Source organism: Thiomicrolovo immobilis, from assembly GCF_039645955.1.
Lineage (GTDB): Bacteria > Campylobacterota > Campylobacteria > Campylobacterales > Sulfurimonadaceae > Thiomicrolovo > Thiomicrolovo diazotrophicus.
On record NZ_CP147916.1, the window covers coordinates 2,318,771 to 2,334,214 of the forward strand.

Below are 15,444 nucleotides of genomic sequence, written 5' to 3' on the forward strand. Positions count from 1 at the left end.
TTTTTGTTATCTCACGGCGGACGCCTATACGGCGTCCATCTGGTTTTCCATGCCCATCGGCAGGTTAACGACAGAGAGTTCCGGGTGGATATCCATGCGCAGCTGGCGTTCGACACCGTATTTTAGGGTATTGCCCGAACTCCCGCACCCGACGCAGGCCCCGCCGAGCTGTACGTAGACCACGCCGTTCTTGACGCCCAGCAGTTTGATATCACCGCCGTCCAGCGCCAGAGAGGGGCGGACTTTTTCGATGACGTTCTTCACCGGCTCGTACAGTTCTTCATCTGTAAACGGGATCATATGTGATTGTCCTTTTTTCGACACCTGTCGACATTTTTATGATCATAAAATAGGAAAAATGCGCTTAACAAGTCATAAATTTAACAGGGACGCGGCGATTCCTCAGCCTGCGGGGAAGGCCGCCAGTGTCTGGGCGACATAGCGCGGTTTGCGCATCCCCAGCAGCACGACGTCGATTTCCGGCCGCGCCAGCAAAAACGCCAGCGCGCACTCCTGCAGCGGACGGTCACACGCCTCCAGTTGCGTACCGACCGCCTCGCGCACTTTCAGACTGCACTCATGGGCGACGGCAGCGCCGTAGGACTCCAGGAAGAGCACCAGCTGCTGTGCCAGTGCACCGCGTTCGGCCTCGCCGAGTTTTTCAAGCACCTGCCGGATATGCGGCAACACCTGGCCATAGAGGAACGACTCGTATTCGCCGACCCAGCCGAAGCGGTGTTTGACCTCGTCGAGCTGGTGGACCAGGTTCCGCAACGATGCCAGCGCCTCATGATCACAGAGCTGCAGCAGTTCGTTGAGATATGCTTCGTATGTCGGTGACGGAGGGTACTCTGCCAGCCGGAACATCTGCTGCCCGTGCTGGGCGTTCAAGGGACGGTTCGTCAATACCCGAAGCCCGTGTTCCCTGGCCCACGCCGCGCACTTAAGCCCCTCCGTCTCCAGCAGGTTGACCGGCAACTGCACCGTTGTAAAGTGGTTTTGGGTATTGCCAGCGCTTTCCGCGGCATGGATTGCCAGGGCCACCAGATCCTCGTAGGGGAGGAACTCCGGATCTGTCGCTGCTTTCGCGAAGCTGTTCGAACTGATGCCGTAACCGTCGATCTTTCCGGTGGCCGCAGCTTTTTCCAGCGCCACAAAGGCCCGGTAGATACGGTCGTTCATCTCATCGAGCACTTCGCTACGCTCCCGTCCTCTGTTGAGGGCATCCAGCAGGAAATACTCCGGGTTGTGGATCAGATAACACTCCAGCGACGCGGCCTGCAGCCGTTCCAGCGAACGCTCCAACTGGTCCCACATGAAATCGGGATGGATGCAGTGAAAAACGTGCGGGGCGTATTCGACGACCTCCTCGAACTGCTCTCCTGCTTCCAGGCGCGCCATCGTGCTCCCCTGGATATAGCCGAATTTGCTGACGATCTGCACCTTCTCCCGCGCGTCGTCCTCCATAAAACGCAGCGCCTTTGCGATCGCGCGTTCCGCCCCGCCGTCCATGTAGTTGGTCGAGGTGTCAATGACCCTGATACCCGACGTGACCGCCATCCGCAATGCCTCGATATGTTCGGGGTTTTCGTCGCTGACACGGTAGGTGCCGAAACCGATCTCCGCCATCTTTTCTCCCTTATCGGCACCCGACGCTCCCCACAACGGGAGAGGCGATGCCCATGCTTTTCATAAGCGAAGCATGCCATAGCCCCCTTTAGCCTTTCCTGCCTATCCGGCGACGGCCGCCTCGAAATAGGCATCGACGTCACGGTTCCGTCCGCCATCGCCGTCTCTTACGCTCAGCCGTGTATGATCGAGCTCTTCGCGCGTTCGAACACCCATCACGGCCATCAGCCCCCGGATCCCCTCGAGCATATGACGGTGGTAATTGGCCACCCGGTGCGCCTTTTGCGCGATGAGGAAGGAGGCCCGCTTTTTCCGGTCCTGGGTCGCCAGCCCCACCGGGCAGTGTCGCCCGTTGGCCCCCGAACACTCCCGGGCGCGGATACAGCCTGCCGTCATCATAAAGGCCCGCGCGATGCCGACATAGTCCGCACCGAGGGCCAGCAGCAGGGTCGCGTCATCCGGCGTCAGCACTTTTTCGCTGGCAATGATCTTCACCTTTTGCCGGGCACCGATCCGTTTCAGGTCCCGATCGACGACGTAGAGCGCCTTGTGCAGGGTCATCCCGACGCTCATCATCATTGCCAGCGGCGCGGCGCCGCTGCCCCCGTCCGCGCCGTCAACGGTGATAAAATCGGGATAGGCGTCGGATCCAGCCGCCAGCCGTACCTCGATCAGTGCCGCGTACGGTGCGAATGCCTCGGCGGAAGCCAATACGATCTTGATCCCGACCGGTTTCTCCGACAGCCGCTTGAGTTCTCCGACGAAATCGAAGAGCTCCTCGAGCGTATGGGCATAGGGGAAACGGTTCGGGCTGAAGATGTCTTTATAGGGCTCCACGCCGCGGTAATAGGCGATCGCGTCGGTCACTTTCTCCGCCAGGAGCTTCCCTCCCGTCTGTTTCGCCCCCTGGGCGAGCTTGATCTCCGTCATCCGGCAAAAACGCATCACCTTTCGGTACCGTTCGGGATCGAATTCCCCCTCGTCATCCCGCACCCCGTACAGGCCGCTCCCCATCTGGAAAATAATATCGGGCAGGTCCCCCGGCACGGTCTCGGGAAACGCCTCCATCGGTGCTCTCCAGTCGATGCGGTAGCAGTTAAGTGACACGGGGTCGAAAAGATAGGTCTCCTCCTCCTTCGGTGCAAGGATCATATGGCGGTAGACCCGCTCGGCGATAGCCGGATTGACGACCATGCGCATCAGACGGTAGATGCTCCGGGCAAAGACGGTCCCCCGCTCCGCCTCCATGTAGCCGCAGTTTTTCGGATCAAAGCGGTGTGTCATCAGAAAGTTCGACGTTAGCGACCCCTCACCCGTATTGATGGGGAAGTTGCCCAGAAACGCTCCCCAGGCGAACGCCTTCGTCCCCTCCGGCGAGATGGCACCGTCGCTCATCGCCGATCGTCCCACGACCGATGCCGCGGTAAAGGGAAAACGGACACTGCTGCCGAAAGTCACGTTGAGATGTTCCGTCACCTCCTCTTTGTTCAGGACGAGATTGGCGTTTTTGAGCGTCAGACGCGTTCCGTGCAGCGGCTGCCCCGGCGAGAAGGAGGAGACGAGCCCCTTGTTCTCTGCCGCGTTATAGACCCATTTGACCTTATCGAAAGAGTCGAAAAAATCTTCGTCCCCGAAGTACTGGCGCATAGGATCACGCAGGGCGTAAAAGACATAACGCAGCCGCCCGACAAGGGGGTAGTTGATAAGCAACTGGTTTTCGCGCTGGATATAGCGGTCGTAGACCAGCGTCATCAGGGCCAGCAGCAGCAACACCGCACCGCTGCCCTGCAGCAGGAAAGCCATTATGGGGAAGGAGTATTCGCCGTGGATGAAATCAAGGAGCTGATCCATCTAATTTCCTTTGAAAATCAGGTGGTCCAGGCTGTATTTTCCGGGTCCATGGCTGAGGAAAAGACCAAGGAAAATGAAATAATAGAGCGGGATTTCGAAACCGTTTTTGCTGCACTCAAAGCCGTTGGGAAGGTGTACCGTCAGGATTGCCGTTACCATGATGACCATCAGCGGCACGGCGATGAGGCGGGTCAGCAGCCCCAAAGCCAGCAGGACGACACCCGTCACTTCGATGGAGGAGACGAGGTAGGCGGTGAAAAGCGGGAACGGGTACCCCAGTACCCCGAACCACTCCGCCGTCGCATCGATCGCCTCCCATTTGAGGTGGGCCGCCTCCGTGAAACCGACGGCGACCGCCCAACGGGCAGCGAGCAGAAAAAGGCTGCCGCCGTATTCGCCCAACCGCGAAAACTCGCCATAGAACTTACCGAACCGCATCACGACTCCTTCGGGTGTCATGCAACCATTGTAGCCAAATTCAAAAACAGCCCATTAACGGGAATGAAGAAGATAGAGAAAGAAATCGGTGAAAAAAAGGGGGAGGTACGAAGGGGGAGCCCCCTCGTGATGCAGTTATACCAGCTCGACGAAAGCCATCGGAGCCGCGTCGCCGCGGCGTGTTCTGGTCTTGATGATGCGGGTGTAGCCGCCGTTGCGCTCTTTGTATTCCGGTGCAACTTCGTTCATCAGTTTTTTGACCGCTTCTTTGCTCTGCAGGGAAGCGAAGACGGCGCGGTGCGCGTTGGCGTCACCTTTGCGTGCCGTCGTGATCAGCTTCTCAACGTAAGAGCGGAGCTCTTTCGCTTTCGGCAGCGTCGTTTCGATTTTTCCGTTTTCGATCAACGCAATGCTCATGTTTTTCAGCAGGGCGGCGCGGTGTGCGCTCGTACGACCGAGCTTGCGGTATCCGTGACGATGTCTCATGACAGTTCCTTATTCAGATTCAATTTTCTTTTTCAGTACGCTGATCGTTTCATCGCTCATCTCCTGACCGACCTGGAAGCCGGCTTCTTCGAGCTTTTCAACGATCTCGTCATACGATTTTTTGCCAAGGTTCTTGACGTTTTTAAGGTCATTCTGGCTCATCAGGACGATTTCACCGATGTACTTCAGGTCGGCGCGATCCAGGCAGTTGAAGCTGCGTGCGGAAAGGCCGAGCTCTTCGATCGGTGCCGTCAGCTTGCCGATCTCTTCGGATGCTTCGGCGCGTTCGATCGTTGCCGGGGACTGGATGCTGATCTCGCTGCTGAAGACCGCCATCTGCGCATGCATGACGTTCAGGGCGTTGCGGAAAGCGTCCAGCGGGCTGATCTGACCGTCGGTGACGATGTTCAGGACAACCTTCTCAAAGTTCGGGTTGTCTTCAACGAGGACGTTCTGGATCGCGTAGGTCGCTTTGCGGACCGGCGTAAAGAACGCGTCAAGGGCGATGTAGCCCTCTTCGATCTCGTCGCGGATGTCTTCACTCGGAACGTAACCGATCCCCTGGAAGATCTTCAACGAGAAGTTCAGCGTCGCGTCTTCGTTGAGCGTCGCGAGGAAAGCGTCCGGTGTGACAACGTCAACGTCGTCATTGATCAGATCGCTTCCTTTGATCTCGCACGGTCCGACGAAGCTATAATCGATCGTCGCCTCTTTGGCATCGTTTTTCAGTTTGAAACGGATGCTTTTGAGGTTGATGATGAAGTCAGAAATATCTTCGAGCATACCGCGCACGGAGTCGAACTCGTGCTTGGCGCCCTCGATCTTGATCGCGATCGGCGCATAGCCTACCGAGCTGCTCAGCAGGAACCGGCGCAGCGGGTGCGCCAGTGAAACCGCATAGCCTGTCTCGAACGGATAGGCAATGACATTCGCTTCGGTATCGCTGATCTGCTCGACGACGAACTCTTCGGGCAGAAGCGGAGCTGTTTTGATCTTTTTCATAAAGCGCCTTTCGATTAAAGATTATTTCGAGTAAAGCTCGACGATGAAACGTTCTTCCACTGGAATAACAACTTCTTCACGCTCCGGCAGGCGGGTAAAGATACCGAACTTCTTCTCGCCGTCAACGTCGACCCACGGAGCCATACCTGTCTGGCTGGTCAGTTCGATCGCGCGGACAACTTGAACGTTGTTCTTGCTCTTTTCGCGGATTTCGACCTTCTGGCCTGGTTTGACACGGTAAGAAGCGATATCGACACGTTTACCGTCGACCAGAATGTGACCATGGGTAACGAACTGGCGTGCGAAACGGCGTGTGGACGCGAATCCCATGCGGTAGACAACGTTGTCAAGGCGCTGCTCAAGCAGGTTGATCAGGTTGTAACCGGTGTTGCCTTCGCGACGCTTTGCTTCGGCGAAGAGAGAACGCATCTGCTTCTCGGAAACACCGTACATGAACTTCGCTTTCTGCTTCTCGTTGAGCTGCAGACCGTACTCGGAGACCTTCTTGCGACGCTGGCCGTGCTGACCCGGAGCATAAGGACGTTTGTCGAGTGCAGATTTTCCTGCAAGGCGGCGTTCGCCCTTCATGTTGAGGCTGACGCCGAATCTTCTTTCGATCTTTTCTACTGGACCTCTGTATCTTGCCATCTATAGCCCCCTTACACTCTACGACGTTTCGGCGCGCGGCAACCGTTGTGCGGCAGCGGAGTAACGTCTTTCATGAACGTGACGCGAACACCTTCGATCGCACCAACTGATTTCACTGCTGTTTCACGGCCGGAACCCGGACCCTGAACCTTGATACCGACCTCTTTGATGCCGTGTACCATTGCTTTTTCCATAGCGGCTTCTACCGCCTGCTGCGCTGCGAACGGAGTGGACTTCTTGGAACCTTTGAAACCAAGGCTGCCAGCAGAACTCCAAGCGATCATGTTACCCATCTCATCGGTAACGGTAACGAGCGTGTTGTTGAAAGATGCAGAAATATGCACGATACCGCGTGCAATGTTCTTCTTGACAACTTTTTTACGAGTTACTTTACGTTTAGCCATTCAATCGCTCCTTACGCTGCGCCGACAGTACGACGCTTCCCTTTGCGGGTACGTGCGTTTGTCTTCGTTTTCTGACCGCGGCAAGGCAGTCCCTTACGGTGGCGGAGACCGCGGTAGTTACCGAGGTCCATCAGGCCTTTGATGTCCATTGCGACTTGTTTGCGCAGGTCACCTTCGACCATGTATTTTTCGCGGATCTCTTTCGTGATCGCGGCAACGTCGTCTTCGGAGAGTTCGTAGACACGCTTGTTGTAATCGATGCCAGTCGCATCGAGGATCAGGCGTGACGTATGAAGGCCGATACCGAAAATGTAGGTCAGGCCGTACTCGACGCGTTTTTTCTTAGGAAGGTCTACACCAGCAATACGTGCCATGTTTATCCTTGTCTCTGTTTATGTTTAGGGTTCTTGCAGATGACTCTGACGATCCCTTTGCGCTTGATGACTTTGCAGTCATCACACATCTTCTTGACGGAAGAACGTACTTTCATTGTATGCCCTTGGTTGGTTTATATTGAAACACTCTCCCCACCCGGGGAAAAGTGGGTTCAGCCGCATTCCGCCGTGCGGAAACGGCCCACGATAACCAGCGATTCGCTTTACGCGTTTTAGGCGGGACTCAAACCCTACCAATACTTGCAGCTGCCTTGTCAAAAAACAGATGTAAATACTCAACGCTTTGTGTTTAAAACGGTAAAGTGGACGCGTATATTACTTAAAAAAAGCTGAATGTATTATTAAGAATGCCGGCAAATTCACCCTACAGGGGCACTTACTGTTCCCTGCCGTAGCGCAACGCCCTTTGCAACGCGCGGTCATTTTTCGCCAACGTCCGGATGGATACCCCTTTATTATCTTTTGCCCGCGTATCCGCACCTTTGAAGACCAGCACCTTGACTATCTCGATATGCCGCTGCTTCATGGCATAAAAAAGCGGTGTGCGCCCTTCGTCGTCCCTGGCATTGACGTCCGCTCCCCTCACAATGAGACGCACCGCTTTGTAATCGTCGTCTGTTGCCCCTTTGACCAGGGCGAAGAGCTGCTGCGTCACATCCGAACCCTGACCGGACGAAGCGCTTGCCGGTACGGGCGCCGACTGTGAGCCGCCGAACTCCATATGCGATTCGTAGCGGATGCGGTACGTTACATTCCCCTCATGCATGTTCATACCCCCATGCGTAGCTCCTGTCTGTAGCCCCGTTTGCATATTCGGCTGCGACGACGAGACGATTTTTCCCATCTGCGACAACAGGCTCCCTGCCGCACTGGCGAAAAAGAGCATGCCGCCGATACTGGAGAGAAGCATCACGATGAAAAAGAGGGTCGCAATGTTCCTGGCGCTCTTGTAGCTGCCCGTACCCTCGCTATCCCGATCAAGCACGGAACTTCCGACCGCCATGTCATGCAATGCATGCCGCTTTTTTGAAAACAGTATGACAAAAAGCGGCAGGACGAAGAGAAACGACAGACCTTTGATGATCTCGCGGATAAACGCCCTTAAAAAACCGATGCGCCCACCGTCAGGGCCGACAATCCGCAGCCCCAGCGCCAGCTTTCCGACGGTCCCCTGATAAGCCGAGGCATGCATCAGCGGCATATAAAGCAGCGCGGCGATCGAAAGGGTCACAGCGAGTACAATCGACATCCCGGAAGACTCGAACCCGAAGAGAAGCGGAAACGCAAAGAAAAGACCGAAAAATGCGTTGAGAACGATCATATCGATCCAATACGCCAAAAACCGGTTCCAAACAGATACATAGCGCTGCTCCATGCATTTCCCCTCCGCTAAAAATGTGTAGATTCTAACAAAAATAACTTCAATTTCTTTATGCCGCAACACTACCTGTAATCGCTGCGGACTGGCAGCATATCGCCTGAGGGTCAAGCAGAATCTCGGATATCATATCCGTCAGAACATTGCCAATGCGGGCTTGGTGATGGGGTATTATGAGAAAGGGGGTGCCGGTAAGGCACCCTTTGTCGCGGAGGGATCAATCCCCTCCAGGGCCGTTGTGGCAGTCGTAGCAGCTGACCGCGTGGCCGGCGGCGAAGGTCTTCGTCCCACCCTCGGTGCTGAAGCTGCGCGCCGAGAAGGTCTTGGAGAGGAAACTGCCGCGGTAATCGCTGCCGTGGCAGACAGCGCACTGTGCGCAGTTGCCTTCGGCGGCATGCTCATGCGCACCCACCCAAGACTGTCCGACGCTGTGCATTCCGTGCGGACCGCCGCTGGTCGTTGCCGGTACCGTCTCATGGCAGGCCGTACATTCGGCAATCGTCCCCGCATGCCCCTGTACGGCAATACTCTGAAGGTTGTCCTCGGTATGCGAGCTCGGGTAGATGGCATGGGTCGAGCCGTGGCAGGCCGAACACTGCATCTCGCCGTGACCCGCGCTGAAACGGTAAAGGCTGATGCCCGCCGCCGGCGTATTGGCATTGGTCGCGAAACGGGTGTCGAGCGCTGCACGCAGCGTCCCCGTCTGCATATCCGTGACGGCCTTATCGTAGCGCATGCCGTTTTGGTGGCACGCCTGGCAGTTAGGCTCTTCCAGCCAACCGACCCTGCCGTGCTGTCCGACGGCGTTCATACTGCCGTGACAGCTCTGGCACTGGATACTGCTGATCTTGCCCATCGCCCCGCGCAGACACTTCGTCGTCGCGCCCGGGTGGCAGCGGTAACAGGCGTCACGGTTCGTCGAGCTGTTCAGGGACTGGCCGTTCACCGGATCTTTGACCTCGGCATGCAGGGAGTGCAGCGCCTCGGTCAGCGGTTTCGTCCCGCTCACCCCTGCTGTCCCCAGGGCATTGGTACTGTGGCAGGTGGCACAGAGCACCGGGTTGCCGTTCTTGGCCGTCGTATAGAGCCCCGCATCGTCATAAGACATGTAACCCGCGGCCTGTAGTTCCGCCTGGTGCGCGCTCACCGCCGTCGGATGCTCCTCATCGTGCAGCCGCAAAATATTCCATTTGAAATCCTTTTCCGGATCGGCATCGTTCTCCCATCCGGATGAAGGCATCGCCTCGCTATAGCCGCTGGCACTGCCATGACAGGCGCGGCAGTCCATCTCGTCGCTGACCGGTAGCACGACCTTTGTAGTCGCCAACACGTTCCCCGACGCATCCTTCGCCGTTACGTCGATCATCGGGTAGTAGTCCTTGCTGCCGTCATCGTTATAGGGCGTGATCGGCAGCCCCGTCGCTTCCCACCAGTTTTCCCCTGCATTGTAATGTAGTGAATGCCCGGTCATCTCCGGCGTATGGCTGCCCGTCAGGCCGACATCAGGGGCAGGGCTTACAAGAAAGAGTCTGCCCACGTAGTCCCAAAAGTTCGTCTTGAGATTGTGACGGTTGTCGTAGACGCTCGTCGTATTGTATTTCCCGTCCAGTGACGGTGCTGATGCATAGGTGATAGTGACCCCGGAGGTCACGTGCTTTTCACCGCCGTCAGCTTTCATAATCAACTGCGCATTGAGCGTATTGTAGGGCGGCAGGATCGAAAAGACCGAAAAGTCCTTCCCGTCCATGCAGTGCATCCCCAAGTCGTTCCAGGCCAGTAATGTATAAGAAGCCGTACTCGTACCGCCGCTTCCACCTCTGCCTTTTTTGCCTCTGTGCCCATCGCTTTTCGCGTTGGCCCCCGTTACCATAGCACAGGCCAAAGCCACGCACACGACACCGGCAAGTACTCTTTTGCCTTTCATACCGTCCTCCTTATACAAACGTGAGGACTATTATGAAAAAAAGTTATGAAGATTGAATGAAGATTTCTCAGAAAGGAGTGGCCAGAATGGTTACAAATCTATGAGAGGAGACCGACGCGGGCGGCACCTCTCTGAGTGAAAGATCAATCCCCTCCGGGACCGTTGTGGCAGTCATAGCAGCTGACTGCGTGGCCGGCGGCGAAGGTCTTCGTTCCACGCTCGGTGCTGAAACTGCGGGCCGAGAAGGTCTTGGAAAGGAAACTGCCGCGGTAGTCGCTGCCGTGGCAGACGGTACACTGGGAGCGGTTCCTTTCGGCGACGCCTTCGTGCGCGCTCACCCAATACTGGCCGACGCTGTGCATACCGTGCGGCCCTTCAGCCGTTGTCCTCGGCATCGTGTCATGGCAGGCCGTACATTCGGCGATGGTGCCCTCGTGCCCCTGCACTGCAATGCTCTGGAGATTATCCTCCGTATGTGCGCTCGGGTAGATAGCGTGGGTCGAACCGTGGCAGGCCGAACACTGCATGTCTCCGTGGCCCGTGCTGAACCGGTAGAGGCTCACCCCAGACGCCGGCGTGTTCAGGTTCGTCGCGAAACGGGTGTCGAGCGCCGCACGCAGCGTGCCCGTCTGCATATCCGTCACCGCCGTCTCATACCGCTTCCCGTCCTGGTGGCAGGCCTGGCAGTTGGGCTCTTCCAGCCAACCGTTGCGGCCGTGTGTTCCGACGGCGCTCATGCTGCCGTGACAGCTTTGACACTGGATATTGCTCTGCTTGCCCATTGCGCCGCGCAGACACTTCGTCGCTGCACCCGGGTGGCAGCGGTAGCAGGCGTCCCGGTTCGTCGAACTGTTCAGACTCAACCCGTTCACCGGATCTTTGACCTCGGCATGCAGGGAGTGCAGCGCCTCCGTCAGCGGTTTCGTCCCGCTTACCCCCGCCGTGCCCAGCGCGTTGGTGCTGTGGCAGGTCGCGCAGAGCACCGGGTTGTTGTTCTGCGCCGTTGCCTCCAGGCCGACACTGTCATATCCGTTGTAGCCGGCCGCCTGCAGCTCGGACTGGTGGGCGCTCACCGCCGTCGGATGCTCCTGGTCATGCAGCCGCAGAATATTCCATTTGTAATCTTTCTCCGGGTCGGCGTCGTTGGCCCAGCCCGCATTCGGCATCGCCGCCGTGTAACCGCTTGTCGACCCGTGGCAGGCGCGGCAGTCCATTTCGTCACTGACCGGCAGCACGACCTTTGTCGTTGCCAGAACGTTCCCCGACGTATCCTTCGCCGTCACATCCACCATCGGATAGTAGTTCTTGCTCCCGTCGTCGTTATACGGGGTAATCGGGAGGCCCGTCGCCTCCCACCACTGCTCCGCCGCGTTGTAACTCAATGTATGTCCGGTCAATTCAGGGGTATGATTGCCCGTCAGGCCCGTGTCCGGTGCAAGTGTCGCGTTGAAGAGTGCTCCCACGTAGTCCCAAAAGTTCGTCTTCAGATCATTGCTGTCGGTATAGACACTCGTCGTGTTGTACTTCCCGTCCAGCGACGGGGCGGCGGTATAGGTAATCGTCACCCCGCCGGTCACATGCTTATCGGACGTCCCTGCCCTCTTGATCAGCTGGGCGTTCAGATTGTTATAGGGCGGCAGGATGGAGAAGACGGAAAAATCCTTCCCGTCCATACAGTGCATCCCAAGATCGTTCCAGGCCAGAAGCGTGTAATCGGCCACGGTACCGTTCCAGGTCGTTCCCCCGCCGCTGACATCACCGACGACCTCACTGTCACCCTCGGTTGTTGTCGCCATCTGGCATCCTCCCAGCCAAACGGCTGCGATAACTACACTCGCTGTCTTCCGCCAAAGTTGCGTTTTCATCTTCATCTCCTCTCATCACTGGGGGAAGCCCCCCGACATTTTTCTCCATTGCCAGTATGGAACATCTGTATGAAGATTTGATGAAGGGTTACCAACCCCTTGTATAATACGGATAAATACCAAGAAGGAGGCAAAGTGGATATCCTGATTGTCGAAGACGAACCCGTTGTGGCCCGACAGCTTGAGGAGACCCTGCACCAGGAGGCGTACAAAACCGTTGCCGCCGGCAGCGTCGCCGCAGCAAAACATGCCATGCAGGAACAGAACTTCGACCTTATCCTTCTGGACTGGAACCTCCCCGACGGCGACGGCATCACGCTGCTGCACGGCTGGCGGACACAGAAAATCTGCATTCCCGTCCTCGTCCTTTCGGCCAACATCACCGTTGACGACCGGGTGCATGCTCTCAATGCCGGCGCAGACGACTACCTGTGCAAACCCCACTCGAGCATCGAGCTGCTGGCACGTGTCCGCGCCCTGCTGCGCCGGGACGCGCCGCTTAAAAGCTCCAAGCTGAGTGCCGACGATGTTGTCGTCGATATTATTGCAAGGGAGGTGGGTGTGGCCGGCGCCCCTGTCAAACTCAGTCTGGCCGAGTTTGATCTGCTGACGCTGCTGATGCAGCACCAGGGCATCGTCCTGACGCGCTTCCAGCTCAACGAACACATCAGCAAGGATTTCGACCGGATCTCGGTCAGCAACCTGATCGATGTCCACATCCGCAATATCCGCAAAAAGCTTGACCGCCCGGAACTGATCCAGACCGTCCGCGGCGTCGGCTATACCATTAAAGCATAACGGCATCCGGGCAGAGCCCGGCTCCCTACGCTAACGCTGTGTTCCCCTCGGCGGTGAGCCCATGCGCAGATGAACCGCGCTGTTTCCTTGACAATGCGGTATCCGGGCAAAACAAGGGTACCCCTCGCACAGTGATGTTTCCCGAAAACAGCCGAAAATCGTACGCTACAGCGTCGTCAGACAGAGACGCGCCGTGCTTCCCCGGCCCACGCCGTCGCTTGAAAGCGTCAGTTCCGCACCGATATGCTGGGCATAGCGCCGGCTCAGGGCCAGGCCCAGGCCGCTGCCGCCGCGTGCCCGATCCGTTTCCTCCGACTGTACAAAGGGTTCAAAGACATGCTTCAGCGTCTCGGCCGTCATCCCCCGCCCGGTGTCCTGTACCCGAAGGCAGAGGACAGACTCTGTCGTATCGAACCGGCAAGTGACGCTGCCGCTGTCGGTAAACTTCACGGCATTGGAGAGCAGATTGAGAATGATCTGCCGCAGGAAACGGCGGTCGGCGACCACGGTCGCGTCCGGCACGGACGCCGGCAGCAGGAGTGCCACCCCTTTTTGCTCCGCCAGGGGGGCGAGCAGCGTCCCCACCTCATCGAACATCTCGCTAATCTCCGTCGTCTGGAGGGTTTCCAGCTCCGGCTCGTACTTTCCGGCATCCAACCGCGCCAGGTCCAGCAGATCGTTTACCATCCCCAGCAGTTGCTGGGCGGCATGCTCAATCCCCCCGATGCGTTCAAGCGCGCCCGCTTCCAGTTTGCCGTAACCGACCAGGAACTGGGTCTGGGACAAGATGGCGTGCAGCGGGGTGCGCAGGTCGTGGGAGAGATGGGAGATGAACGCCGTTTTCGCCGCCGAGTCGCGGCGCAACCTGTTATAGGCGCGGATCTGCCCGATCCGTGCCGCGATCATCGAAGCGACGGCACGGAAAAACGCCTGCTCTTCCTCCGCCAGCCCTTCGGGCAGGATAAGCGAACCGTAGTATTTGAGCGTTTCATGCTCGAAGTCGTACACGAAGAGCGTCGGCATCGCTTTTGCCGCCCCGGCACGGGCGAACCGTACATTGTACTCGGGGGCAAGCATTTTCAGTTCGGAGAGGGCCGTTTTCAGGCAGGCACTCTCCTCCTCCGTCTCCATCAGGCGGTGGAAAAGAGCGATCATCTGCGTCAGACGCTGCAGACGAAAAACGTTCTCCCGTTCCAGCGCCTCGAAGGCGCGGCGGATATCCTCCGCCATCGCGTTGAACGCCTGCGCCAGTTGCCCGATCTCGTCCGTGCGTCCGCTATCGACCGGGAGACTGTACTGGCGGGTCCGCACCATATCCGACGCCTGGCGCTGCAGCGCCCCGAGCGGGGCGACGATGCGACGCGAGAACCAGAAGGCCGCCGCGGCGATCACCCCGACGCCGAAGATCAGCATCAGGCTCAAAAGACGGTTCAGGTCGCCGATCAGCGAGCGCTGGAGCGCCCGATCCAGGTGGTAGACGACGGACCAGCCCGCCAGTTGCGGCGCCAGCGAACGATAGAGCCAAAGCGTCCGCTTCTTCTCCACCACGCCCTTGAGCCCCTCCACCCTGAAGGGGGGCAAAGTCCCCCCGATGGTGCTGCCCGTCTCCGTATTGACAAAGAAACTCGATGCCGGGGCACCTTCCAGATTAAAACGCTGCAGGTTCGCTGTTTTGTATTCCATCACCAGGTAACCGATCACCCGCTCCGCCCCCAAAGCCGCATGCACCGGGACCTCCAGCAGCAGAAGTCCGTCGTCCGCCTGGACGGGCGCACTCTGCCCCACGGCACGCTCGAAGGCGCGATACCGGGCGTAGGGCTTCCCCGTCAGCGCCACATCCGTCGCGGCGACAACTCGGCCGTTGAGCCCCAGCGCCAACAGAGTGATATCAAGATCATACACCCCCTTGTAACGCTCCAGCAGGGATGCCACCCGGCGGTCGAGGTCGTTGATCAGCAGGTCGTCCATGACAACCGAACCGGCCAGAAAGTGCAGCTCCCGATAGAGCTGCTCGATATGGTCCTCGACATCCGAAACGACCTGTGCCATTCTCCCCTGATGTTCATCATAGAAATGCTCCGTATAGAGCCGCTCCTCACTCACGAGCGTATAGGCGAGGATCGCCGCATACGGCACCACGCCGATCAGAAAGATCAGCAGCAGCAGCTTCGCAGCCATATGCCGCCGGATCCAGCCGATCACTGCGATGTCCCCGCTTCATAATGCAGTACGGTGACATTCGCATCCTCCGCCATGGCGTAGGGGATGTAGCCCAAAGCACCCTCCACCTGCTGCACGTAGGCCAGAACCGCTTCGGCGGAACCCACGACCTTCGGCGGCCGCTGACCGAGGTAGTGGCGCCGGATCCACCACTCCCGCAGCGCCGCACGGGAGAGCTGCAGCGTCTCCCGTTCGAACTGCTGGCGCAGCGGATTCTCCGCCCCCAGCTGCAGCGGGAAGAGCCTCACGTCTCTGACATAACGAATTTTGCCGAGGTAGACATCGCGTATCTGTGCCGTGCTCAACGCACTTAGGGGGGAGTCGGCACGGATGATGAGGGCCCACTCCTCGGCGTTTAGCGCCAGGGAGAGGAGCAGAATCAGTACCGGTTTCACCATCGTACGCA

Annotated in this window: 16 protein-coding genes; 1 reads left to right on the top strand and 15 read right to left on the bottom strand. The window is 58.0% G+C overall.

Going from position 1 to position 15,444, the window contains the following annotated elements; all coding sequences use genetic code 11:
- Positions 1-24 precede the first annotated feature (24 nt).
- The 13 genes from WCX72_RS11950 to WCX72_RS12010 all read right to left on the bottom strand — a co-directional run bounded on the left by WCX72_RS11950 (position 25) and on the right by WCX72_RS12010 (position 11,951).
- Positions 25-300, bottom strand: a complete 276-nt coding sequence (locus WCX72_RS11950; RefSeq protein WP_345969969.1) for a NifU family protein — start codon at positions 298-300, stop codon at positions 25-27.
- 102 nt (positions 301-402) lie between these two features.
- Positions 403-1,629 carry an aldo/keto reductase gene (locus WCX72_RS11955; protein ID WP_345969970.1) on the bottom strand — a complete coding sequence of 409 codons (1,227 nt, stop codon included), beginning with the start codon at positions 1,627-1,629 and terminating at the stop codon, positions 403-405.
- Positions 1,630-1,731: 102 nt separating this feature from the next.
- Complete coding sequence (locus tag WCX72_RS11960) at positions 1,732-3,480, bottom strand: FMN-binding glutamate synthase family protein (protein WP_345969971.1); 1,749 nt, start codon at positions 3,478-3,480, stop codon at positions 1,732-1,734.
- Complete coding sequence (locus WCX72_RS11965) at positions 3,481-3,939, bottom strand: DoxX family protein (protein ID WP_345969972.1); 459 nt, start codon at positions 3,937-3,939, stop codon at positions 3,481-3,483.
- Between the two features lie 114 nt (positions 3,940-4,053).
- Positions 4,054-4,404 (bottom strand): 50S ribosomal protein L17, encoded by a 351-nt coding sequence (rplQ, locus tag WCX72_RS11970; RefSeq protein ID WP_345969973.1) that lies wholly within the window; start codon positions 4,402-4,404, stop codon positions 4,054-4,056.
- A gap of 9 nt (positions 4,405-4,413) precedes the next feature.
- Complete coding sequence (locus WCX72_RS11975; protein WP_231019310.1) at positions 4,414-5,406, bottom strand: DNA-directed RNA polymerase subunit alpha; 993 nt, start codon at positions 5,404-5,406, stop codon at positions 4,414-4,416.
- Between the two features lie 21 nt (positions 5,407-5,427).
- A complete protein-coding gene (gene rpsD / locus WCX72_RS11980) occupies positions 5,428-6,054 on the bottom strand; it encodes a 30S ribosomal protein S4 (protein WP_345969974.1) in 627 nt (208 codons plus the stop codon).
- A gap of 11 nt (positions 6,055-6,065) precedes the next feature.
- The gene (gene rpsK, locus WCX72_RS11985) at positions 6,066-6,458 is read right to left on the bottom strand and encodes a 30S ribosomal protein S11 (RefSeq protein WP_231019312.1); all 393 of its coding nucleotides are present in this window, start codon (positions 6,456-6,458) and stop codon (positions 6,066-6,068) included.
- An 11-nt stretch (positions 6,459-6,469) separates the two neighbouring features.
- Entirely contained in the window at positions 6,470-6,832 is a 363-nt protein-coding gene (gene rpsM, locus WCX72_RS11990; RefSeq protein ID WP_345969975.1) for a 30S ribosomal protein S13, read from the bottom strand.
- Positions 6,833-6,834: 2 nt separating this feature from the next.
- Positions 6,835-6,948 carry a 50S ribosomal protein L36 gene (gene rpmJ, locus WCX72_RS11995; protein WP_231019314.1) on the bottom strand — a complete coding sequence of 38 codons (114 nt, stop codon included), beginning with the start codon at positions 6,946-6,948 and terminating at the stop codon, positions 6,835-6,837.
- Between the two features lie 281 nt (positions 6,949-7,229).
- A complete protein-coding gene (locus WCX72_RS12000) occupies positions 7,230-8,228 on the bottom strand; it encodes an RDD family protein (protein WP_345969976.1) in 999 nt (332 codons plus the stop codon).
- 220 nt (positions 8,229-8,448) lie between these two features.
- Positions 8,449-10,155: a hypothetical protein gene (locus WCX72_RS12005; RefSeq protein ID WP_345969977.1), complete on the bottom strand. Its 1,707-nt coding sequence runs from the start codon at positions 10,153-10,155 to the stop codon at positions 8,449-8,451.
- A 143-nt stretch (positions 10,156-10,298) separates the two neighbouring features.
- Positions 10,299-11,951 carry a hypothetical protein gene (locus tag WCX72_RS12010; RefSeq protein ID WP_345969978.1) on the bottom strand — a complete coding sequence of 551 codons (1,653 nt, stop codon included), beginning with the start codon at positions 11,949-11,951 and terminating at the stop codon, positions 10,299-10,301.
- 204 nt (positions 11,952-12,155) lie between these two features.
- On the opposite strand from WCX72_RS12010, the gene WCX72_RS12015 reads away from it, so the two are divergent.
- Positions 12,156-12,818, top strand: a complete 663-nt coding sequence (locus WCX72_RS12015) for a response regulator transcription factor (RefSeq protein WP_345969979.1) — start codon at positions 12,156-12,158, stop codon at positions 12,816-12,818.
- Positions 12,819-12,983: 165 nt separating this feature from the next.
- Here the strand turns inward: WCX72_RS12015 and WCX72_RS12020 are convergent, their stop codons facing one another.
- Together WCX72_RS12020 and WCX72_RS12025 are read right to left on the bottom strand one after the other, a co-directional pair.
- Positions 12,984-15,020, bottom strand: coding sequence for an ATP-binding protein (locus WCX72_RS12020; protein ID WP_345969980.1), 2,037 nt, complete (start codon positions 15,018-15,020; stop codon positions 12,984-12,986).
- Entirely contained in the window at positions 15,017-15,436 is a 420-nt protein-coding gene (locus WCX72_RS12025) for a hypothetical protein (RefSeq protein ID WP_345969981.1), read from the bottom strand. The genes WCX72_RS12020 and WCX72_RS12025 overlap by 4 nt, the downstream gene beginning before the upstream one ends.
- Positions 15,437-15,444 lie beyond the last annotated feature (8 nt).

What these genes read in the sequence shown, in the direction of transcription:
- WCX72_RS11950 (WP_345969969.1), bottom strand. Translation starts at nt 300, where the DNA reads ATGATCCCGTTTACAGATGAAGAACTGTACGAGCCGGTGAAGAACGTC.
- WCX72_RS11955 (WP_345969970.1), bottom strand. Translation starts at nt 1,629, where the DNA reads ATGGCGGAGATCGGTTTCGGCACCTACCGTGTCAGCGACGAAAACCCC.
- WCX72_RS11960 (WP_345969971.1), bottom strand. Translation starts at nt 3,480, where the DNA reads ATGGATCAGCTCCTTGATTTCATCCACGGCGAATACTCCTTCCCCATA.
- WCX72_RS11965 (WP_345969972.1), bottom strand. Translation starts at nt 3,939, where the DNA reads ATGACACCCGAAGGAGTCGTGATGCGGTTCGGTAAGTTCTATGGCGAG.
- rplQ (WP_345969973.1), bottom strand. Translation starts at nt 4,404, where the DNA reads ATGAGACATCGTCACGGATACCGCAAGCTCGGTCGTACGAGCGCACAC.
- WCX72_RS11975 (WP_231019310.1), bottom strand. Translation starts at nt 5,406, where the DNA reads ATGAAAAAGATCAAAACAGCTCCGCTTCTGCCCGAAGAGTTCGTCGTC.
- rpsD (WP_345969974.1), bottom strand. Translation starts at nt 6,054, where the DNA reads ATGGCAAGATACAGAGGTCCAGTAGAAAAGATCGAAAGAAGATTCGGC.
- rpsK (WP_231019312.1), bottom strand. Translation starts at nt 6,458, where the DNA reads ATGGCTAAACGTAAAGTAACTCGTAAAAAAGTTGTCAAGAAGAACATT.
- rpsM (WP_345969975.1), bottom strand. Translation starts at nt 6,832, where the DNA reads ATGGCACGTATTGCTGGTGTAGACCTTCCTAAGAAAAAACGCGTCGAG.
- rpmJ (WP_231019314.1), bottom strand. Translation starts at nt 6,948, where the DNA reads ATGAAAGTACGTTCTTCCGTCAAGAAGATGTGTGATGACTGCAAAGTC.
- WCX72_RS12000 (WP_345969976.1), bottom strand. Translation starts at nt 8,228, where the DNA reads ATGGAGCAGCGCTATGTATCTGTTTGGAACCGGTTTTTGGCGTATTGG.
- WCX72_RS12005 (WP_345969977.1), bottom strand. Translation starts at nt 10,155, where the DNA reads ATGAAAGGCAAAAGAGTACTTGCCGGTGTCGTGTGCGTGGCTTTGGCC.
- WCX72_RS12010 (WP_345969978.1), bottom strand. Translation starts at nt 11,951, where the DNA reads ATGGCGACAACAACCGAGGGTGACAGTGAGGTCGTCGGTGATGTCAGC.
- WCX72_RS12025 (WP_345969981.1), bottom strand. Translation starts at nt 15,436, where the DNA reads ATGGTGAAACCGGTACTGATTCTGCTCCTCTCCCTGGCGCTAAACGCC.